Here is a 19560-nt window from a genome sequence, read left to right on the forward strand (position 1 = left end):
GGCTGGTCCTTTTCTGACCGCAGTTCACCGAGGCGCCCCGTCCTTCCGCGGTCCTTTCGTTTCGCAGTCCCGTCAGCGCAGCTGGCGCGGCGCCTTTGCCATCGGCAGGGCCGCCGGGGCGCTGTCGTGCCCGGCCCCGTGCCCACCCTCTTGTCCCCCCTCGTGCAGCCGGAAGGCGGCCACCACCTGGTTCAGCTCGTGCGCCTGCTGCTGCAGCGCGGCGGCTGCGGCGGTGGCCTGCTCCACCAGGGCAGCGTTTTGCTGGGTGCCCTGGTCCATCTGGGCAACGGCTTCGTTGATCTGCTCGATGCCGTCGGTCTGCTCGCGGCTGGCCTGGCTGATCTCCTCGATCACGGCCGACACGCGCTGCACGCTGGTCACCACCTCCTGCATGGTGCTGCCCGCCTGTTGGGCCAGTTCTGCGCCCGCCTTCACCTGCTCGGCGGAGTTGCCGATCAGCGCCTTGATCTCCTTGGCGGCGGCGGATGAGCGCTGGGCCAGGCTGCGCACCTCGCTGGCCACCACGGCAAAGCCCCGGCCCTGTTCGCCTGCGCGCGCGGCCTCCACAGCCGCGTTCAGCGCGAGGATGTTGGTTTGGAACGCAATGCCTTCGATCACCCCGGTGATGTCGGACACCTTGCGCGAGGACGCATCGATGGAGCCCATGGTCTGCACCACCTGCTCGACCACCGCGCCGCCCTTGCGCGCCACCTCGGAGGCCGACTGCGCCAGGGCACTGGCCTGGCGGGCGTTGTCGGCGTTCTGCTTCACGTTGGAGGTCATCTCCTCCATCGAGGCAGCGGTCTGCTCCAGCGCGCTCGCCTGGGATTCGGTGCGTGCCGACAGGTCGTGGTTGCCCGCTGCAATCTGCTGCGAAGCGCTGGCGATGTGTTCGGTGCCGTTGCGCACCTTCTGCACGATGCGGTGCAGGTTGTCCTGCATGGCCTGCATGTCCCGCATCAGGCTGGAGTGGTCGCCCGCGCGTGTGGCCACGGCCACCGACAGGTTGCCTTCGGAGATGCTGCGGGCAATGCTGCGCGCGTAGTCGGGCTCGCCACCCAGCTGCCGGATCAGGTTGCGTGCGATCAGGGTGCCGATGACCAGCAGGGCCGCGCCCAGCAGCAGCGCCAGCAGGCCAAAGCGGGTGGCGCGCCGCCAGATGGCGGTGTCCACGGTGTCGATGTACACCCCCGAGCCGATGACCCAGCCCCAGGGGGCGAAACCCTTCACGTACGAGGTTTTTTCGACCGGCGTGTCGCTGCCCGCCTTGGGCCAGAGGTAGGGCACATACCCCGCGCCGCTGGCCTGCACGGTGCGCACAAACTCCACAAACAGCTGCTTGCCGTTCGGGTCCTTGTTGGCGGTGAGGTCCTGCCCATTGAGTTCGGGGCGGATGGGGTGCATCACCATGCGCGGATGCATGTCGTTGATCCACACATATTCGTTGCCGCTGTAGCGCACAGCCTGGATGGCCGCCGCCGCGCGCTTGCGCGCCTCGTCCTCGGGCATGCCGCCCTTGGTGCTGAGGTCATGGAAATGGGCGGCAATGCCATGCGCCGACTCCACCACCTGGCGTACGCCGGTCTGGCGCTCTTCCAGGATCAGCTGGCGTTCGGACACCAGGAACCAAGTGGTCAACACGATGATGCCGAGAACAGCGCTCAGCACCAACAGGGCCAGCTTGCGTGCGGTGGTCATGGAGCCTCCTGATACGGAATGGAGGGCGCGTGCTGCAGCGGCGGTTCCTCTGCGGCATGGTCATCCTGCTGGCAGGGTACTGCTGCGTTTTCGTCGGTGGCAGGGCAATTACCCGCATGGGCGGCAACCGGGGGGCTGCGGCAGCAGGGGATGGTCGGCCCGTGCAGACCTGCGGAGCGTGGCGGGGTGCTACACCAGCCGTGTCGCCACCAGTTCCTTCTTGAGGTAAGCGTAGAACAGCGGCGCGGCCACCAGCCCGGCAGGGCCGAACACGGCCTCGGCCACGAACATCACGGAGAGCAACTCCCACACACCCATCTGCGTGCGGCGGCCCACCACCTTGGCGTTGATCACGTATTCGGCCTTGTGGATCAGGATCAGAAAGCCCAGGCAGGCCGCAGCCGCCAGCGGCGACACCGACAGCCCCACGATGGTGAGCACCACGTTGCACACCAGGTTGCCCACGATGGGCACCAGCCCGGCGACAAAGGTGAAGGTGATGAGCACGGGGGTGTAGGGCAGCTCCATGCCCCACAGCGGCAGCACAAACAGCAGGAACAGGGCCGTGAGCAGGGTGTTGAACGCCGCGATCCAGAACTGTGCTGCCACGATCTGGCGGAAAGCCTCGCCGAACAGGGTGATGCGCAGCCGCAACTGGTCGGCCAGCGGGCCCAGGGCGCTGCCCAGGGGGCGCACGGCGGCCAGGGAGCCGATCAGCAGCCCCACATAGGCAAACAGCACCCCGGCCAGCCAGGCGCGCCCGGCCATGGCCAGCGCGCCCGCCTTGGCGCCCAGGTAGTTGGCAATCACGCGCTGCAACTCGACGGCTCCATCGGGCAGGTGGCTGGCCATATCGGGCGGCAGTTTCAGCCGCAACTCCAGCACCGTGCGGGCCATGTAGTTGAGCAGTTCCTGGTACTGGTGCGGCGCGGCCACCAAGTAGCCGCGCGAATGCGTCAGCCCCACGCCCAGCAGCACCAGGGGCAGCAGCATCACCAGCGCGGCGGCGGCGATTTGGGCCAGGTGCAGGGTGCGGGGTGTTGCCGATGGCTGGCGCAATGCGCGCGCGGCCAGGGCGCCAAACCACCGTGTGAGCGCCCGGGTGAGCAGAAAGCCCAGGCACACGCACAGCAGGCCGGGCAGCAGGCCGCGCCACATCACCAGCAGCAGCACACCGGCCATCAGCAGGTAACTGGCGATCACGACGCCGCGGGTGGCGGGGCGTGCGGGCATGGCCGCGTCAAAGTCCGTAGCAGGGGGTACACCGTCCACGGGAACGGGCGGTGTGGGAGTTGCCGCAGGCGGCAAGGCAGGGAGGGTGGGACGCGATGCCATGCGCAGTCACCTCAGGAACGGTCTGGTGGGGCGAACACAATCCAAAGCGCAAGCGGCGCGCACAAGCCAGCGCGCGGCTGGCTGTGGCGGGATGGGGGCGAGGGCCTTCAGGCGACCACCACGGCGGCGCCATCGCCGCGTGCGGCAATCGCACCAATGGTGTAGACCTGCTCACCCGCCGCACGCAGCGTGGCAGCCGTGGCCTCAGCGTGGGCCGCATCCACCACCACCACCATGCCGATGCCGTTGTTGAAGGTGCGGTTCATCTCGATGTCGTCGATGCCGGCGGTCTTCTGCAGCCAGGCGAACAGCTCGGTCTGGGGCCAGCTGCCCTTTTTAAGGTGTGCGGCAGTGCCTTCGGGCAGCACGCGGGGGATGTTTTCGAGCAGGCCCCCGCCGGTGATGTGGGCCAGCGCCTTGATGGGGTGCTGGGCCAGCGCAGCCAGCACGTTCTTCACGTACAGGCGGGTGGGTTCCATGATGGCCTGCTTGAAGGGCTTGCCGTCCAGTGTGGCGGGGGCGCTGTCGCCTGCACGGTCGATGCACTTGCGCACCAGGCTGAAACCGTTGGAATGCACACCGGCCGAGGCCAGGCCCAGTACCACGTCGCCAGGCTTCACATCCCGGCCGGTCAGGATCTTGGACTTTTCGACTGCACCCACGGCAAAACCGGCCAGGTCGTATTCACCGGCAGGGTACATGCCGGGCATTTCAGCGGTTTCGCCGCCGATGAGTGCACAACCAGAGAGTTCGCAGCCCTTGGCGATGCCGCCAACCACGGCAGCGGCGGTGTCCACGTCGAGCTTGCCGCAGGCAAAGTAGTCGAGGAAGAACAGGGGCTCGGCGCCCTGCACCAGCACGTCGTTGACGCTCATGGCCACCAGGTCGATGCCCACGGTGTCGTGCATATTCCATTCGAACGCCAGCTTGAGCTTGGTGCCCACGCCGTCGGTGCCCGAGACCAGCACCGGCTCCTTGTAGCGCTTGGGCACCTCGAACAGCGCGCCAAAGCCGCCGATGCCTGCCAGCACGCCTTCGCGCATGGTCTTCTTGGCCAGCGGCTTGATGCGCTCGACCAGCGCGTCGCCCGCGTCGATGTCAACGCCGGCGTCTTTGTAGGAGATGGGGGTGGAGGAGGCAGAGGAACTCATGGGAGGTGCTTTGGTGCTGGTAGGCCCGCCGAGCGGGCTGGAATCCGGGGATTTTAAGGGGGCTGGGCCGACCGCCCCGCTCAGCCCTGTGTGAGCGGGGGCTTTGGCGGTGTGGCTTCGGTGCGCGCGTGCCACAGCACACCCACCAGCGCCAAGGTGCTGAACACGCCTCCAGCCAGGAAAGTGGCGCTGGCGCCCCACTGGTCCCACAGCAGGCCAGCCAGGGCGCTGGCGACCAGCAGCGCCACGCCGCTGGCCAGGTTGAACATGCCAAAGGCCGTGCCGCGCAGGTCGGCGGGCGCGCTGACCGCCACCATGGTGGCCAGCAGCCCCTGGGTCATGGCCATGTGCAGGCCCCACAGCGCAATGCCCAGCCAGGCCGCAATGCCGTGGCCGCGCCAGGCCAGCAGCGCGTCGGCCGCGATCAGTACCACCAGGCCCCAGGCCAGCAGGGTGGTGTGGCTCATCCGGTCGGAGAGCTTGCCCAGGGGGTAGGCGCCCAGGGAGAACACCAGGCTCATGAGCACCAGGGCCAGTGGCGTGAGGGCCAGTGGCAGCCCCCCTTGCTGCAGGCGCAGCACCAGAAACGCCTCGCTGAACCGCGCCAGCGTGAAGACTGCGCCCAGGGTCACCACCCACCAGTAGTTTTTCCCCAGGCGGCGCAGGTTTTCGCTGCGGATGGGGTTGGTGCGCGGCTGGCCGCTGGGGCGCTCGGGCTCTTTCACGCCGCACACCAGCACCACGATGCACAGTGCGGCCGGGATCACGGCCACCCAGAACACCGCGCGGAAATCGTTGGCCCACAGCAACATCAGCCCCATGGCCAGCAGGGGGCCCAGGAAGGCGCCCACGGTGTCCAGCGATTGCCGCAGGCCGAAGGCAGCCCCCCGCTGGTCGGGCGGTGCCAGGTCGGCCACCAGCGCATCGCGTGGCGCCGCCCGGATGCCCTTGCCCACCCGGTCGAGCAACCGGGCCGTGATCACCCAGCCCGCCGTGGACGCCAGGGCAAACAGCGGCTTGGACAGGGCGCCCAGCCCATAGCCCAGAACGGCCAGCGGCTTGCGCTTGCCCCACCAGTCGCTCAGCGCCCCCGAAAACACCTTGAGAACCATGGCCGTGCCCTCGGCCGCGCCTTCGATCAGGCCCACCGTGAGCATGCTCACGCCCAGGGCCGTGACCATGAAGACAGGGAGCAGGCTATGGATCATCTCGGAGGAAATGTCCATGAGCAGGCTGACAAACCCCAGGGCCCAGATGCCAGCGGGCAGGCGTTTGGAGGGCGAGGCGGGTGGTGCCATGGTGCGGGTTCTTGACAGCGGGGTGCGGCAGCGGCGGCAGGGGGGCTGCGCCAGACTAAAATCGGGTCCATTGTCGCCCAGCCCCCTGCCCAGGGAGCCGGTCGCGCCCCGCGCCGTGAGCCACTTTGCCGCTGCACCCCGCCGCAGCCACCCATGGCCGGGCGCCTTCTTCCCATTCTCCTGTGATGCTGCTGCTGAAACTCTCCTCGCCTGCCGCTCCCGCACCGACCGCCACGGGCCTGCCCTTGCCGCCGGGGGGCCGTGCATGATGATGAAGCAACTGGCGCTGGACATCGGCCTGGCCACGGGGCCTACCCTTGCCCGTTTTTTTGCAGGCCCCAACGAGGCAGCGTTGCAGCACCTGCGTTTGGCCGCTGGCGACGGCAGCAGCCAGGCCACCCGCTCGCCCGTGCCCACCTACCTGTGGGGCGAGCCCGGCAGCGGCAAAACCCACTTGCTCAAGGCCGTGCGCCAGGCCCTGCGCGAGCAGGGTGCCAGTGTGGGCTGGCTGGACCCCTCTGTGGCCGAACCGCCGGATTTCAACGAAGACTGGGCTGCCATCGTCATGGACGATGTGCATCTGTACGACACCGCCCAGCAGGCCACGGCCTTCAACTGGTTCGTCAACGCCATCAGCCCCGCCAGCGGCAGCCAGCGCTGGGTGCTGGCTGCGGGCGACCTGCCCCCCGCCGACCTGCCGCTGCGCGACGACCTGCGCAGCCGCCTGGGCTGGGGCCATGTGTTCCAGCTGCAGCTGCTGGGCGAGGCCGAGCGCCGCTCGGTGCTGCGCCAGGAGGCTGACGCGCGCGGCGTGTTCCTGGGCGACGAGGTGATGGACTACATGCTCAACCGCTTCTCGCGCGACCTGGGCAGCCTGATGCAGCTGCTGGACCAGCTCGATGCGTTTGCCTTGCGCACCCAGCGCGCCATCACGATCCCGCTGCTGAAAACCATGCTGGAGTCGGAGTGAAGCGGTGTTTTTCTTTTGTCTCTTTGTAAATCTCAATGACCTCTGAACCACGCCGCCTGCGGCTTGCGCTGTTCGACCTGGACCACACGCTGCTGCCACTCGACTCCGACTACGAGTGGGGCGAGTTCACCATCCGCATCGGCTGGAACGACCCCGTGGAATTCGCGCGCCGCAACGACGAGTTCTACGCCCACTACCAGGCCGGCACGCTCAACGTGCACGACTACGTGCGTTTTGCCACCGAGGCCGTGCGCCTGCGCGGGCCCGAGGCGGCAGCGGCTGCGCACCAGCAGTTCATGCGCGAGGTCATCACCCCCGCCATACAGCCCCAGGCACTCGACCTCATCCGCCAGCACCAGGCGGCGGGCGACGAGGTGCTGATCGTCACTGCCACCAACGAGTTCGTGACCGGCCCCATCGCCCGGGCGCTGGGCGTGCCGCAGCTGCTGGCCGTGCAGCTGGTGCGTGACGCGAGTGGCTGGTACACCGGCGAGATCGAAGGCGTGCCCACCATGCGCGAGGGCAAGGTCACGCGCATGGAGCAATGGCTGGCCGCGCGCCAGCTCACCTGGGCCGATGTGGACAGCACGTTCTACAGCGACTCCATGAACGACGTGCCCCTGCTCGAAAAGGTGAACCGCCCGGTGGCCACCAACCCCGACCCGCGCCTGCGCGCCCTGGCCCAGCAGCGCGGCTGGCGCATACTGGACCTGTTTGCCGAGCCTGCCAGCCAGACGGCCGCTTGACCCCTGCGCTCGCAGCCCCCTGATATTTCTCTACCCATGATCAAGAAGTTCATCGACAAACTGCTGGGCAAATCGACGCCCGGCACCTCGGGCGGCAAGCCCCATTTCGGCAAGCGCGAAGAGGTGCCCGCCTCGGTGCACGGCATCAACCCCGAGCTGGTGGACCGCCGCGCCGCCGAGGTGGTGGCCACCCTCAAGCAGGCAGGTTTTGAGGCTTACATCGTGGGTGGCGCGGTGCGCGACCTGCTGCTGGGCCTGCGCCCCAAGGACTTTGACGTGGCCACCAACGCCACGCCCGAGCAGGTCAAGGGCCTGTTCCGCCGCGCCTTCATCATCGGCAAGCGCTTTCGCATCGTGCACGTGGTGCACGGCCGGGGCCGCGAACATGAGGTGATCGAGGTCTCCACCTTCCGCGCCTACCTTGACAACAGCGCCGCAGGCCAGGTCAGCGGCAACGAAAAGACCTCCAAGGCACAACTGGCGGGCATGCAGCACGCCGTGGACGCCAGCGGCCGCGTGCTGCGCGACAACGTCTGGGGCCCGCAGGACGAAGACGCCACGCGCCGCGACTTCACCGTGAACGCCATGTACTACGACCCGGTCAGCCAGATCGTGGTGGACTACCACAAGGGCATCCAGGACGCGAAGAAGAAGACGCTGCGCATGATTGGCGACCCCGCCACGCGCTACCGCGAAGACCCGGTGCGCATCATCCGCGCCGTGCGTTTTGCGGCCAAGCTCAGCCCGCTGGGCTTCACCATCGACGCCAAGTCGGCCGCACCCCTGGTGCAGTCGCAGGCCCTGCTGGCCGAGGTGCCCCAGAGCCGCATGTTTGACGAAATGCTCAAGCTGCTGCAGACCGGCCACGCGATTGCCACCATCGAGCAGCTCAAGAAGCTGGGCATGGCCAAGGGCATCTACCCGCTGCTCGACGTGGCCGTGGAGCGTGCCGACACCCCGTTTGTGAAAGCCGCCCTGGTGGACACCGACCGCCGCGTGAACGAAGGCAAGCCCGTGGCCCCCAGCTTCCTGCTGGCCTGCGTGCTGTGGGAAGACGTGCGCAATGGCTGGCAAGAGCGCCTGAACCAGCGCCAGCACCCGCTGCCCGCGCTGCAGGAGGCCATCGACGAAGTGTTCGACAAGCGCATTGGCGACGTATCGGGCCGGGGCAAGCTGGCCGCCGACATGCGCGAGATCTGGGTCATGCAGCCGCGCTTTGAAAAGCGCGTGGGCAACACGCCGTTCGGCATGGTCATGCAACCGCGCTTCCGTGCCGGGTTCGACTTCATGCGCCTGCGCGCCGATGTGGGCGAGGTCGAGGAAGCGCTGGCCGAGTGGTGGCAGGACTTCCAGGCGGCCGACGACGAGCGCCGTGACGACCTGATGGACCAGGCGCGCGAAGAGCAGAAGGCGCGCCAGAAAGCGCAGCAGCCAGTGGTCAAGCGCGTGCCGCGCAATGCACCGGCGGCAGCCCCGCGCGCTGCGGCTCCGGCGGAGGGCGCGGATTACCCGGAAGAGGGCATGGAGTTCGCCACCGAAGGCAGCGCCCCCAAAAAGCGCCGCCGCCGTCGCCGCAAGCCCGGTGGCGGGGCGGGCGGTGGTGGCGAAGGCGCAGCGCCTGCCACAGCAGGCGAGTGAGTTGGCAGGATATGGGCGTACCGCCCTCCCTGGTCTATGTGGGCCTGGGCGCCAACCTGGGCGAGCGTGAAGCCGCCCTGCGCAAGGCCTTGGGCGCCCTGGGCCAATCCCCTGGCACCCGCGTGCAGCGGGTGTCGCCGCTGTACGGCAGCGCCCCGGTGGATGCTGGCGGCCCAGACTATCTGAACGCCGTGGCCGAAGTGGCCACCACCCTCGCGCCAGAGGCCCTGCTGCAGGCGCTGCAGGCCATCGAACAATCCGCCGGGCGCGAGCGCCCCTACCGCAATGCGCCGCGCACGCTGGACCTGGACATCCTGTGGTTTGGCGACCGGGTGATCGACACCCCCACCCTCACCGTGCCCCACCCCCGCATGGCCGAGCGCGCCTTTGTGCTGCGCCCCCTGGCCGACCTGGTGCCCGAACGGGTGAGCGCTGCCGCCTTGCAGGCCGTTGCCGCGCAGAGCATCTACCGGCTGGCCGGTGCGGACTGGGCAGAGGGTGCTGTGGGTGGTGATTGCTCCTGATTTAGGAGCTGCTGGCGCTTGATGGGCGGGCGCAAGAGGCCAAAATGGCCTAAAAAAACCGTGCACTTGACTCCCCCGCACCGTATGACGCGGGTGCGGCCCCACGCCAGCGCTACCGTGGAACCTGCTCTGCCGGGCCAAGGGTGGCGTCCCCCCTGGGGCTGAGAGGCCGCAACTCCCAGCCTGCCTGCGCAGGCTTGGACGGCGTCGAAGAGCTGCCGCCTCTGGCGGCGGCCCCGAGCGGGTTGCAGCTCAGGGGGTCAATCCACCTTCGCGCCGGACGCCTTCACCACCTGCTGGTACTTGGCACGCTCGCTGGCCATGAAGCTGTCGAACTGCTGCGGCGTGGTGGCCACGGGTTCGGCCAGCAGGGCGCCGAAGCGGGTCTTGGTCTCGGGTGCGTTCAGCGCTGCGACAAACGCCTTGTTCAGCTTGTCGATGATGGGCTTGGGCGTGGCCGCAGGGGCGACCAGGCCCCACCAGGTGTCGATGGAGAAGCCCTTGAACGTAGCCGACAGCGGGGGCACGCCGGGCAGCGACGCCGAGGCATCCAGCGAGGTCACGGCCAGCGCCTTGAGCTTGCCCGCGCGGATGTTGGGCGCGGCAGCGGCCAGGTTGTCGATGTTGAAGTCCACCTCGCCCGCCAGCAGCGCGAGCTGGGCCGGGTTGGCACCCCGGTAGGGGATGTGCAGCGCGAAGATGCCCGCGCGCTGCTTGAACATTTCGCCCGCCAGGTGGCCCGCGCTGCCGTTGCCGCCGCTGCCATAGTTGAGCTTGGCGGGGTTGGCCTTGGCGTAGGCGATCAGGTCGGCCACCGAGTTGATCTTGAGCTGCTCGGCCTTGGCGGCGTTCATGACCAGCACGTTGGGCACGCGCACCATCTGCGTGATGCCCGCGAAGTCCTTGCCTGCGTCATACGGCATGCGCGCATACAGCCAGGGGTTGACCGCATGGGTGGCGGTGGCGGCGATGCCAATGGTCAGGCCGTCGGGTGCAGCCTTGGCAATGGCGTCGGCGCCGATGTTGCCGCCCGCGCCGCCCTTGTTGTCGATGATCACCGTGCCCAGCGAATCGCGCACGCGCTCAGCCAGTGCACGCGCCGTCACGTCGATGGGGCCGCCGGGGGCATACGGCACGATCAGGCGGATGGGCTGGCCCGTGTCTTGCGCCGAGGCGATGGAGGGAGAAAAAACCGTTGCGGCGGCAACGGCACTGGCGAGGAGGATGTTTCTGCGGTTCATGGGTGCATTGTGCAAAAAATTCGTAAGAAGGCTTACGAAAACCTGGACGGAGGGTCTTCGGCAAGCCCCAGTTCTTCCACCAGCTTGCCCAGCTCGTGCGACGAGCGGATGTCCAGCTTTAAAAAGATGGCGGAGCGGTGCGTGTCCACGGTGCGGGGGTCGATGGGGCGGTCGGGGTCGCGCTGCGCCAGGGCGCGGGCGACCTCCTTGCTGCTGATGCCCGTGGCCACCAGGCGTGCCACCTCCTGCTGGCGCGGGCTCAGCGCGTTCCAGCGCTCCAGCAACCAGGCGCGGCGCTGCGCCTCGGCAGCCACCTCGTGCGACAGGTGGGCCGCGCGCTGCACGGCGGCCAGCAAGGTGGCTTCGTCGCAGGGCTTTTCCAGCCAGTCCACCGCGCCCTGCTTGACGGCGGCCACGGCCGAGGCCAGCTCGCCGTGGGCGGACAGGAACACGGTCTTGAGCACCGTGCCGCGCTGGCGCATGGCCTCGAACACCTGCAGGCCGCTCATGCCGTCCATACGCAGGTCCAGCAGCACGCAGCCGGGCTGGGCGAGGTCGGCCTGGGCCAGAAACTCTGCCCCGCTCGCAAACACCTGGGTCTGGTGACCACGGGCCAGCAGCAGGGCCGCCAGCGAGTGGCGTACGCCTGCGTCGTCGTCCACGATGTAGACCTGATGATGAAGCGGGGCGGAGGGCTGGGCCGTGGGGTGGTCGTTCATGGCAAGGTCGCAGCGGATGTGGAGGTCTGGTGCAGGGGAAGCCTTATCTCGAAGATCGCGCCACCCCCTTCGCGGTTGCGGGCCAGCAGCTCGCCGCCCATGCTCTCGACGATGGAGCGGCAGATGTTCAGGCCCAGGCCCAGGCCGCCTTCGCGGGTGGTGAAAAACGGCTCGAACAGGCGCTCGGCAATCTCGGGCGCGAGGCCGGGGCCCCGGTCCAGCACCTGCAGGGAGGCATGGCCGTCCTCGGCCGCCGTGCGCAGCAGCAGCTCGGTGCCGTGGGCGGGAGCTGCCTGGGACTGCATCGCCTGCAACGCGTTCAGCCCCAGGTTCAGCACCACCTGCTCCAGCAGCACGCGGTCGGCGCTCACCCGCACGGGCTCGCGGGCCAGGTCCAGGCGCACGGCCACGCTGTGCCGACGGGCCTCGGCACGCAGCAGCAGGGCGAGCGACTGGTCCACGGCGGCGTTCAGGTCGCAGGGCTCGCGGGCCGCCGGGTGCTGGCGCACCCAGTGGCGGATGCGGCCCACGATATCGGCCGCGCGCAGTGCCTGGGCCGAGAGCGCGGCCAGGGTCTCGTTCAGCAGTTCGGGCTTGCCCTGTGCAGCCAGGGATTTGGCGGCGGCCGCGTAGTTGACCAGGGCGGCAAGTGGCTGGTTCAGTTCGTGCGCCAGGGTCGAAGCCATCTCGCCCACGGTGATCACACGCTGCACGCGCTGCAGCTGGGCCTCGCGCTGCTGTTGCTGCTCTTCGGCGCGTTTCTGGGCCGTGATGTTCACCACCGAACTCATCCAGCCGATGTGCTGGCCATGGCCGTCGATGAGGCGGGTGGTGTAGAACATGGTGTAGACGTCCGAGCCATCGCGGTGGCGCAGGCGGTTTTCGCGGCCCTGGGGCGATGCCTTGCCGGCCAGCACGGTGTCGCTGTCGTTCCAGTGCCGGTCCAGCTCGTCGGGGTGCCAGTAGGGATAGGGCGGCAATTGGCCGATGAGTTCGTCGGCGCGGTAGCCCACCATGTCGCACATGGCGGCATTTACGTAGACGATGCGGCCTTCCAGGTCGCGCGCGCGCATGCCCACCAGCAGCGAGTCTTCCATCGACTGGCGGAAGGCCTGGGCTTGCTGCAGCGCGTGGGTGCGCTCCTGCACGCGCTGCTCCAGCCCGATGCGGGCCTGGTGGTTCTCGGCCAGGCGGCGTTCGCGCAGCTGCCAATACAGCGCGCCCAGCACCAGCAGGCCCGAAGCCAGCGTGGCCAGCGCCCAGGCCTGCTGGCGCGCCACGGTCACCACCCGGCTGTCGGCCGTCACGGTGAGTGTCCAGCCCAGATCGGGCAGCGCTTCCTCGAACGCCAGGTACCGCTTGCCGTTGCCCTCCAGGTGCAGTTCGGCGCCAGGCTGGTTGCCTTGCTGGCGCAGCATCCAGGGCACGGGGCGGGGCGTCCAGCCGGTGCCATATTGTTCGTTGTGCTGCAGCTGCTGCACGTCGGCGGCGGGTACGGGGCGGCTTGTGCGGTAGAGCCAGCTGGGCTCGGAGCCGAGGAACACGATGCCGCGTGCGTCCGTCACGAACACCGGGTCGCGCAGCTGCTCCCAGGGGTTGGCGATGGGCTCCATGCGCACTTTCACGGCCACCACACCAATCACCCGGCCGTTGTCGTGCACGGGGGCCGACACAAACAGGCCGGGCTCGCCCGTGGTCTTGCCCACGCCGTAAAAGCGCCCGGTGTCGCCGCCCAGTGCATCGTGAAAGTACGGGCGGTTGCGGTAGTTCTGGTGCACAAAGCTGTTGGGCGTGTCCCAGTTGCTTGATGCAAGGGTGAGGCCCTGTGGGTCCATCACATACAGCATGTCGGAGCCCGCGTGCTCGTTCACGGCCTGCAGGTAGGCGTTGGCGGCGTCACGTACCTCCTGGGATGCGGGGTGGTGCAGCAACTGGCGCACCAGCGGGTGCTGGGCGGTGGTGAAGGGCAGGTAGTTGTAGCGCGTGGCCACGCCCCGCAGCGCCAGGGCCTGCACCTCGCCCGAGCGGCGCAGGTTGTCCCACTGGGCATCCCGCTCGTTTTGGGCCGCCCATTCGCCAGCCGCCACCACCAGCAGAGCGGCCACACACAGCAGCGCTGCGATGAACCCCGCGCCCCGGCGCAGCCGGGGCAAGCGGTGTGAAGGGCGCGGGGCACCGGCCTCGGCAGAGTCGGCGGGCGCCGCGCGCGGGTCCACGGTCAGCCGCCGTGTTTATCGGCTTCGGAGGTGAAGGAGTCGGCGAAGAACTCTTCGGGTGGCAGGCCGCGCTGCGCGCTGTAGGCCGCACGGGCCGAATCGACCACGATGGGCGCGCCGCAGGCATAGACCTGGTGGCCGGAGAGGTCAGCAAAATCATCCAGCACGGCCTGGTGCACAAAGCCCGTGCGGCCGCTCCAGCCGTCTTCGGGCAGGGCGTTGGAGATGACGGGGATGTAGCGCAGCCAGGGCAGCTCGGCCGCGCGGGCCAGCACCCAGTCATTCATGTAAAGGTCTTCGGGGCGGCGGCCACCCCAATACAGCGCGGTGGGGCGGGTGATGCCCTTGAACTGCAGGTGCTCGATCAGCGCCTTGATGGGCGCAAAGCCCGTGCCCGAGGCCAGCAGCACGATGGGCTTGTCCGAGTCCTCGCGCAGGAAGAAACTGCCGAACGGGCCTTCCACACGCAGGATTTCCTTTTCCTTCATCGCGCCGAACACATGGTCGGTGAACTTGCCTCCAGGCATGTGGCGGATGTGCAGTTCCACCCCGGGCGCCTCGGTCTGAGTGTGGGGGGCGTTGGCCATCGAATACGCGCGGCGGGCGCCATCGCGCAGGATGAACTCGATGTACTGGCCCGCGTGGTAGCGGAAGGTGTCGGCGGCGGGCAGCTGCAGGCGCACCTGCATCACGTCCGGCGACTTTTTCTCCAGCGTGGACACGCGCACCGGCATCTTCTTGATGGGGTAGGCGCTCTCGTCGGTGACCTGGCGCGATTCGAGCACCACGTCCGACAACGGCTCGGCGCAGCAGGTCAGCACCAAGCCTGCGGCTTCTTCGTCGGTGCTGAGCGCCTTGGGCTGGTGCTCGCCGTGGCGCACCGTGCCGCTGATCTTCTTGCACTTGCACGAGCCGCAGGCGCCGTCCTTGCAGCCATAGGGCAGGCCCACGCCGTTCTGGATGGCGGCGCCCAGGATGGTCTGGCCTGTAGTGGCACTGAAAGCGCGGCCGCTGGGCTGCACGGTGATCTGGAACGCTGCGGTGGTGGCAGCCTCGGCGCTGGTCATGTTGTGGGTATCCTCGGGACGTGTTCTATCCAAGCAAACGGCCCCGATTTTGCCTTCAAACCAAAACCCCCTAGGCGCTCTGCCAGCGCGCTTTCGCCGTGAACGCCTGCTCATCGTGGGCTGTGGTGACGTGGGTCAACGTGTGGTGCGTGACCTGAACACTGGCCCGGGTGCGGGGCGCCTGCAGGTGCTGGCGCTCACCTCGAGCCCGTCCCGCGTGGCGGGGCTGCGCCGTCTGGGCGCGCGGCCATTGCTCGGCAACCTGGACGATGCCGCCACGCTGCGCCGCCTGTCGGGCGTGGCCACGCGGGTGCTGCACCTGGCGCCGCCGCCCGGTGAAGGCGCAGGCGGCGCTGCCTGGTGGGCCGACCCGCGCACCGTGGCACTGGCCCGGGTGCTGCGGCTGCGCAGCCTGCCGGTGTCGCTGGCGTATGCGTCCACCAGTGGGGTGTATGGCGATTGCCAGGGCGCTTTGGTGCCCGAGACGCGGCCCCTGGCCCCCGCCACGCCCCGTGCGCAGCGCCGGGTGAATGCCGAACGTGCTGTGCGCCACCTGGGCCGTGCCGGGGTGCGCGCCAGCGTGCTGCGCATTCCGGGCATTTATGCCGCCGACCGCGAGGGTGGCACGCCCGAGGCCCGTCTGCGGCGCGGAACGCCGGTGCTGGTGCCCGAGGACGATGTGTTCACCAACCACATCCACGCCGACGATCTGGCGCGCGCCAGCGTGGCCGCGTTGTGGAAGGGGCGGCCGCAACGCGCCTACAACGTGAGCGATGCGACCCACATGAAGATGGGTGATTACTTCGATCTGGCGGCCGACCTGTATGGCCTGCCGCGCCCGCCCAGGGTGCCGCGCAGCACGGCGCAGGAGCAGTTGTCCTTGATGCTGCTGAGCTTCATGGGCGAGTCGCGCCGACTGGACAACCGGCGCATGTTGCAGGAGCTGGGGGTGCGGCTGCGCTACCCCAGCGTGGCGCAGGGGCTGCGGGGTTTGCGCGTGGAGGATGTATCGGCAGGCACTCAGCGCGGGTAGGCGTTGCCCTGGCTGTCGTAGCAGCGAAACACGTTGCAGTGCGTGAATTTTTTCGGCTCCGGGGCCGGAGCGGGCTGGGGGGTGGGGCGCACTGGGTGGCGGGGTGGTACGACCACCACCACCGGCGCCGGGGTGGTGTTGACCGTGGTGGGGCGCGATGCACGGGCCTTTTCCACCTCTGCGTAGCCTGCAGGGCCCAGGCAGTCCAGGTCCATCTGCCGCTGGGCGGCCTCTACGCGCTGGCTTTGCTCGTAGCTGCCCCCGCTGCTGCTCAGCACCACATCGAGGTTGCGGCGTGAGCGTGCACATTCGGGCGACCGCGCGTAGTCCGGGGTGGCGGGCCGGGCGCTGTCGCGCTGGGCATTTCGCAGGGCTTCGGTTTCTGCGGCCTTGTTCTCGGCCTCCTGGCGTTTTTGCTTGAGCGCCAGCGCTTCGACGGCCTGCTCACGTTCGCGCTGGATTTCCTCCGGCGTCTTGCGCGCCTCCACCTCACGCGCCGTGGCGCCGCCTGCACATTTGCCATCGGTGTAGGTCACCTTGCCGGTGGCGGGGTCGGTGCAGCGCACCACCTGGGCCTGGGCGGCGGTGCCGATCCAGGCCACACACAGGCATGCGAGGAGATGCTGGGCTCGGGTCATGGGGGCACCGCTCAAAAAGTGGGGTTCGTTCGACTGCAAGAGCCAGGCGTCGCGGCTCAGGGCTGTTCCTGGCTGTTCGAGAACTGGCGCGAGCGCCAGTCCTGCGGATGGGGCGTGTAGCTACCGGGGGCCAGCTGCCCGGGGTTGCGGTTGCGCCGGTCTTCTGCGGCGCGGCGGTCGCGTTCGGCCTGCTCGCGGCGGGCCTGGTCGCGTTCGCGGGCGCGGCGGTCAGCGTCGCGGGCCTGCTGTTCGCGTTGGTCCCGCTCGCGGGCCGCACGGTCCCGTTCGGCACGGTCGCGGTCACGCTCCCGTTCGCGCCAGTCGTTGCGGTCGCGGTCCCTGTCCCAGCGGTTGTCATGCCGGTCACGCCCGCCGTAGTAGACGGGGGGCGGTGGCGGGGGCGAGTAGATCACCCCGGGCGCGCGGTACACGGGCGGGGCCTGGTACACCGGCGGTGGGGCGCTGTAGATGTACCCCGGCTGTTCGTACACCTGGTAGCGCGGGGGCTCGTAGTACGGATCGCCCGGCACGGTGGCGCACCCGGTCACAAGAAACCCCAGGGCCGAGGCAGAAAGGATGCGGGCGAGTGTGTAGGTCATGGTATTCAGACTCCGGCCCCGGGGTGCGCGTTCCACCCGGGTCCGTAAAGCCCCTGAAAAACACCCCGGTGGGATGTTACAAATTTCAAAGGCTGGCGTGGGCTGTGCCAAGCCCTTTAGCGTTTGGCGCCGCCATTTGGTTGACCGCTCCGGGGCGCCTGCCGGGCGGTACCTCGGCCCGCACCGGGTCCAACGCTTCGCTGCCTTGTGTGGGTATCAAAATTGATAGCTTAAAAGGCATGCTGGACGCGCGCAAACGGCCAAAAAACATCGAAACATGCGTCTGCCTACTGCCCTTCACGCCGTGCGCGGGCGTGGTGGCGGGCAGCAGGGCGGCGGCCGGGCTTACTTGGGCAGCACGCGGCGGATCGTGTCGGCCAGGTCTTCGGCCACAAACTTGGCCACATAGCCGTCGGCGCCCACGCTGCGCACATGGTCTTCATTGGCCGAGCCCGACAGCGACGAGTGAATGACCACCGGCAGGCCATGGAAGCGCGCGTCCTGCTTGATGTTGCGGGTCAGGGTGAAGCCGTCCATCTCCGGCATTTCCAGGTCGGTCAGCACCATGGCCACACGGTCGAGCACCGTTTTGCCTTCGGCCTCGGCGCTTTTGGCGATGGCGTTGAGCCGGTCCCAGGCCTCCTTGCCCGACTTGACCATCTCGTAGGGGGCGTTGAGCACCTTGAGTTCCTGCTCGATCAGCGAGCGGGCCACGAAGGAGTCGTCTGCCGCCAGGACGATGGTGCCGGGCTTGAGCTTGAGCTTGGCGCCCACCTTCTCTTCGGTCACCTCATGGCCGTCCGACGGCGACACCATCTGCAGGATGGCTTCCACGTCCAGCACCTGGGCCAGGCGGGACTCGTCGGTGTTGCCGTCCAGCCGGGCGATGCTGGTGACCAGCTTGCCTTTGGCGCCGCTGGTTTCGGCCGACAGCACCTGTTTCCAGTCCAGCCGCACGATGTCTTCCACCGATTCGACCGCAAACGCCTGGGTGGTCCGTGCGTATTCGGTCACCAGCATGATGTTCAGGCCCGTCTGGGGCTTGCAGCCCACGATGGAGGGCAGGTCCAGCACCGGGATCACCTGGCCGCGCAGGTTGACCACCCCGAGCGAATGGGGCGTGGTGCCCGCAATGGGGGTGATGCTGGGCATGGCCACGATCTCGCGGATCTTGAAGACGTTGATGCCGAACAGCTCGGACTTGTTCAAGGCGGTGTCGGTGCCCAGGCGGAACAGCAGCAGCTCAAACTTGTTGGTGCTGGTGAGGTTGGTCCGCTCGTCGATGTCCTGCTGGATGGCTTTCATGATGGGTCCTTCGCGCAGAAATGAAGATACGCGCTTTTACAAATTCTAGGACCCAAACGGCGTGTGCAGTGCGCTAAATCTTCAGGCAATACCCGAATAGTGCGCCGCAGCATGCGGGCGTGGTGGCGCTGTCACACACCGGCCAGCGCCACGGGCTCGAAGTGCACAACCGTGGGGAAGGGGTCATAGAAATGGTGCAGCAGCTGCTTCCACTCTTGGTACTGGGGAGATTTTCGAAACCCCACCTCGTGGTCGGCCAGGGTGGCCCAGCGCACCAGCAATACATAGTCCTGCGGCCGCTCCAGGCAATGACCCAGCTCATGGGAGATGTAGCCGGGCATGGAGGCAATGATGCGCTGCGCCTGGGCAAAAGCCTGTTCAAACGCACTGTTCTGGCCGGGGCGGACGGTGAGGTGGGCACTTTCCAGAATCATGGGGTGGCCAGAGGGGTTGCAACAGGGGTGGAGGGGGCAGGGAATCAGACCACATTGCTGCGCTGCGTGGGCTCGGGCTGGGCTGCGGCGGCCTTCATTCCGTCCGCCAGGCGGTGCAGCAGCCCGAGCAGGGGCGCGTCCGACGCGTCGCAGGCCAGGCCGATGTGGCGCGAAAAGGCCAGGGGCCCGTCCAGCGGGCGGGTGAGCGCGCGGCGCGCCTGGGCTGCATGCGACTGCGGCACCACGGCCAGGCCCATGCCCGCGTCCACCATGTGCAGCAGCAGTTCCTCGCGCGCGGCGCTGGCCTGCACCTGCAGCGCAATGCCTCGCTCGGCCAGCAGGCGGATGAAGGATTGGTGCAGCGGACAATACGGCCACTCGATGAGGGGCAGGTTCTCAATGTCTGCCAGGCCAAAGCGCTTCTTGAAGCGCAGCGGGTGCTGCTCGGGCACCAGCATCACGTAGGGCTCGTGCCATAGCGGCACAAAGGTGTCGCCAGGCGGCTTGCAGTGCTCGGCCACCATGCGCAGCCGGGCTTCTTGCGCGCTGGCGGTGAGCCGCACCATCGTGTGGGGCCACTCCTGCGCAATCTGTGTGAACAGGGGGGCGGCGGGCTGCACCATCAGGTCGTCCTGCAGGAAGATGCCCAGCGTTTCGCGCGGTGCATCGCGAAAGTCGCGCACCATGGCGCTGGACTGGGCCAGCAGGCTGCAGGCGCGCGGATACAGCCGGTGCGCGGCGGGCGTGGGCGCCAGGCCCTGGCGGCTGCGCTCGAACAGTGTGGTTTCGAGCGCATCCTCCAGCCCCTTGATAGCCATGCTGATGGACGGCTGCGCCACAAAACAGCGGCGCGAGGCAGCCGTGACCGAGCGCTCTTCATAGGCAGCCACAAAGTAGCCCAGGGCGCGCAAATCGAACAGCATGGCGGCAGGGCCTTTCTTGGTTCTG

At 68.3% G+C, this 19560-nt stretch carries 18 protein-coding genes; 5 read left to right on the forward strand and 13 right to left on the reverse strand.

Annotated elements, in window-relative coordinates:
- Positions 1-72 precede the first annotated feature (72 nt).
- From AC07Z7_RS02310 to AC07Z7_RS02325, 4 genes are all read right to left on the reverse strand, one after another.
- Positions 73-1698 (reverse strand): methyl-accepting chemotaxis protein, encoded by a 1626-nt coding sequence (locus AC07Z7_RS02310; protein WP_494765184.1) that lies wholly within the window; start codon positions 1696-1698, stop codon positions 73-75.
- A gap of 189 nt (positions 1699-1887) precedes the next feature.
- Positions 1888-2931 (reverse strand): AI-2E family transporter, encoded by a 1044-nt coding sequence (locus AC07Z7_RS02315; protein ID WP_252660873.1) that lies wholly within the window; start codon positions 2929-2931, stop codon positions 1888-1890.
- A gap of 209 nt (positions 2932-3140) precedes the next feature.
- Positions 3141-4184, reverse strand: a complete 1044-nt coding sequence (gene purM, locus AC07Z7_RS02320) for a phosphoribosylformylglycinamidine cyclo-ligase (RefSeq protein ID WP_494765185.1) — start codon at positions 4182-4184, stop codon at positions 3141-3143.
- A gap of 80 nt (positions 4185-4264) precedes the next feature.
- Positions 4265-5482, reverse strand: a complete 1218-nt coding sequence (locus AC07Z7_RS02325) for an MFS transporter (protein WP_494765186.1) — start codon at positions 5480-5482, stop codon at positions 4265-4267.
- A gap of 271 nt (positions 5483-5753) precedes the next feature.
- Here AC07Z7_RS02325 and hda point away from each other — a divergent pair, with 271 nt between their 5' ends.
- Genes hda through folK form a run of 4 tightly spaced genes read left to right on the forward strand, consistent with a single transcriptional unit; the run spans position 5754 to position 9360 of the window.
- Positions 5754-6452 (forward strand): DnaA regulatory inactivator Hda, encoded by a 699-nt coding sequence (hda, locus tag AC07Z7_RS02330; RefSeq protein ID WP_063461677.1) that lies wholly within the window; start codon positions 5754-5756, stop codon positions 6450-6452.
- A 35-nt stretch (positions 6453-6487) separates the two neighbouring features.
- Positions 6488-7198 (forward strand): histidinol-phosphatase, encoded by a 711-nt coding sequence (locus tag AC07Z7_RS02335; protein WP_494765187.1) that lies wholly within the window; start codon positions 6488-6490, stop codon positions 7196-7198.
- 36 nt (positions 7199-7234) lie between these two features.
- Complete coding sequence (pcnB, locus tag AC07Z7_RS02340) at positions 7235-8836, forward strand: polynucleotide adenylyltransferase PcnB (RefSeq protein ID WP_094288204.1); 1602 nt, start codon at positions 7235-7237, stop codon at positions 8834-8836.
- A gap of 11 nt (positions 8837-8847) precedes the next feature.
- On the forward strand, positions 8848-9360 hold the full coding sequence (gene folK, locus AC07Z7_RS02345; RefSeq protein ID WP_494765271.1) for a 2-amino-4-hydroxy-6-hydroxymethyldihydropteridine diphosphokinase: 513 nt from the start codon (positions 8848-8850) through the stop codon (positions 9358-9360).
- A gap of 260 nt (positions 9361-9620) precedes the next feature.
- On the opposite strand, the gene AC07Z7_RS02350 is transcribed toward folK, so the two are convergent.
- Genes AC07Z7_RS02350 through AC07Z7_RS02365 form a run of 4 tightly spaced genes read right to left on the reverse strand, consistent with a single transcriptional unit; the run spans position 9621 to position 14603 of the window.
- Positions 9621-10601, reverse strand: a complete 981-nt coding sequence (locus AC07Z7_RS02350) for a Bug family tripartite tricarboxylate transporter substrate binding protein (protein ID WP_494765188.1) — start codon at positions 10599-10601, stop codon at positions 9621-9623.
- A gap of 32 nt (positions 10602-10633) precedes the next feature.
- Positions 10634-11320, reverse strand: coding sequence for a response regulator transcription factor (locus tag AC07Z7_RS02355; RefSeq protein WP_494765189.1), 687 nt, complete (start codon positions 11318-11320; stop codon positions 10634-10636).
- The gene (locus AC07Z7_RS02360) at positions 11317-13536 is read right to left on the reverse strand and encodes an ATP-binding protein (protein ID WP_494765190.1); all 2220 of its coding nucleotides are present in this window, start codon (positions 13534-13536) and stop codon (positions 11317-11319) included. Before AC07Z7_RS02360 ends, AC07Z7_RS02355 begins: the two co-directional genes overlap by 4 nt.
- A 2-nt stretch (positions 13537-13538) precedes the next feature.
- The gene (locus tag AC07Z7_RS02365) at positions 13539-14603 is read right to left on the reverse strand and encodes a CDP-6-deoxy-delta-3,4-glucoseen reductase (RefSeq protein WP_494765191.1); all 1065 of its coding nucleotides are present in this window, start codon (positions 14601-14603) and stop codon (positions 13539-13541) included.
- A gap of 49 nt (positions 14604-14652) precedes the next feature.
- Between AC07Z7_RS02365 and AC07Z7_RS02370 the strand changes: the two genes are divergently transcribed.
- A complete protein-coding gene (locus tag AC07Z7_RS02370) occupies positions 14653-15636 on the forward strand; it encodes an NAD-dependent epimerase/dehydratase family protein (protein WP_494765192.1) in 984 nt (327 codons plus the stop codon).
- Here the strand turns inward: AC07Z7_RS02370 and AC07Z7_RS02375 are convergent.
- The 5 genes from AC07Z7_RS02375 to AC07Z7_RS02395 all read right to left on the reverse strand — a co-directional run bounded on the left by AC07Z7_RS02375 (position 15624) and on the right by AC07Z7_RS02395 (position 19535).
- Positions 15624-16274 (reverse strand): DUF4124 domain-containing protein, encoded by a 651-nt coding sequence (locus tag AC07Z7_RS02375; RefSeq protein ID WP_494765193.1) that lies wholly within the window; start codon positions 16272-16274, stop codon positions 15624-15626. The two genes, AC07Z7_RS02370 and AC07Z7_RS02375, sit on opposite strands and share 13 nt — an antisense overlap.
- Positions 16275-16330: 56 nt before the next feature.
- Positions 16331-16873 (reverse strand): hypothetical protein, encoded by a 543-nt coding sequence (locus AC07Z7_RS02380; RefSeq protein WP_494765194.1) that lies wholly within the window; start codon positions 16871-16873, stop codon positions 16331-16333.
- 345 nt (positions 16874-17218) lie between these two features.
- A complete protein-coding gene (locus AC07Z7_RS02385; RefSeq protein WP_063462613.1) occupies positions 17219-18178 on the reverse strand; it encodes a chemotaxis protein in 960 nt (319 codons plus the stop codon).
- A gap of 131 nt (positions 18179-18309) precedes the next feature.
- The gene (locus AC07Z7_RS02390) at positions 18310-18612 is read right to left on the reverse strand and encodes an antibiotic biosynthesis monooxygenase family protein (protein ID WP_494765195.1); all 303 of its coding nucleotides are present in this window, start codon (positions 18610-18612) and stop codon (positions 18310-18312) included.
- A gap of 44 nt (positions 18613-18656) precedes the next feature.
- Complete coding sequence (locus AC07Z7_RS02395; RefSeq protein ID WP_494765196.1) at positions 18657-19535, reverse strand: LysR family transcriptional regulator; 879 nt, start codon at positions 19533-19535, stop codon at positions 18657-18659.
- Positions 19536-19560: the final 25 nt, after the last annotated feature.

This window comes from Acidovorax sp. GW101-11A03, from assembly GCF_059424825.1.

Excerpts from the sequence above, each read along its gene's own strand:
- AC07Z7_RS02310 (WP_494765184.1), bottom strand. The coding sequence starts at position 1,698 with ATGACCACCGCACGCAAGCTGGCCCTGTTGGTGCTGAGCGCTGTTCTC.
- AC07Z7_RS02355 (WP_494765189.1), bottom strand. The coding sequence starts at position 11,320 with ATGAACGACCACCCCACGGCCCAGCCCTCCGCCCCGCTTCATCATCAG.
- pcnB (WP_094288204.1), top strand. The coding sequence starts at position 7,235 with ATGATCAAGAAGTTCATCGACAAACTGCTGGGCAAATCGACGCCCGGC.
- AC07Z7_RS02335 (WP_494765187.1), top strand. The coding sequence starts at position 6,488 with ATGACCTCTGAACCACGCCGCCTGCGGCTTGCGCTGTTCGACCTGGAC.
- AC07Z7_RS02350 (WP_494765188.1), bottom strand. The coding sequence starts at position 10,601 with ATGAACCGCAGAAACATCCTCCTCGCCAGTGCCGTTGCCGCCGCAACG.
- folK (WP_494765271.1), top strand. The coding sequence starts at position 8,848 with ATGGGCGTACCGCCCTCCCTGGTCTATGTGGGCCTGGGCGCCAACCTG.
- AC07Z7_RS02385 (WP_063462613.1), bottom strand. The coding sequence starts at position 18,178 with ATGAAAGCCATCCAGCAGGACATCGACGAGCGGACCAACCTCACCAGC.
- AC07Z7_RS02365 (WP_494765191.1), bottom strand. The coding sequence starts at position 14,603 with ATGACCAGCGCCGAGGCTGCCACCACCGCAGCGTTCCAGATCACCGTG.
- purM (WP_494765185.1), bottom strand. The coding sequence starts at position 4,184 with ATGAGTTCCTCTGCCTCCTCCACCCCCATCTCCTACAAAGACGCCGGC.
- AC07Z7_RS02375 (WP_494765193.1), bottom strand. The coding sequence starts at position 16,274 with ATGACCCGAGCCCAGCATCTCCTCGCATGCCTGTGTGTGGCCTGGATC.
- AC07Z7_RS02390 (WP_494765195.1), bottom strand. The coding sequence starts at position 18,612 with ATGATTCTGGAAAGTGCCCACCTCACCGTCCGCCCCGGCCAGAACAGT.
- AC07Z7_RS02315 (WP_252660873.1), bottom strand. The coding sequence starts at position 2,931 with ATGCCCGCACGCCCCGCCACCCGCGGCGTCGTGATCGCCAGTTACCTG.
- hda (WP_063461677.1), top strand. The coding sequence starts at position 5,754 with ATGAAGCAACTGGCGCTGGACATCGGCCTGGCCACGGGGCCTACCCTT.
- AC07Z7_RS02380 (WP_494765194.1), bottom strand. The coding sequence starts at position 16,873 with ATGACCTACACACTCGCCCGCATCCTTTCTGCCTCGGCCCTGGGGTTT.
- AC07Z7_RS02325 (WP_494765186.1), bottom strand. The coding sequence starts at position 5,482 with ATGGCACCACCCGCCTCGCCCTCCAAACGCCTGCCCGCTGGCATCTGG.
- AC07Z7_RS02395 (WP_494765196.1), bottom strand. The coding sequence starts at position 19,535 with ATGCTGTTCGATTTGCGCGCCCTGGGCTACTTTGTGGCTGCCTATGAA.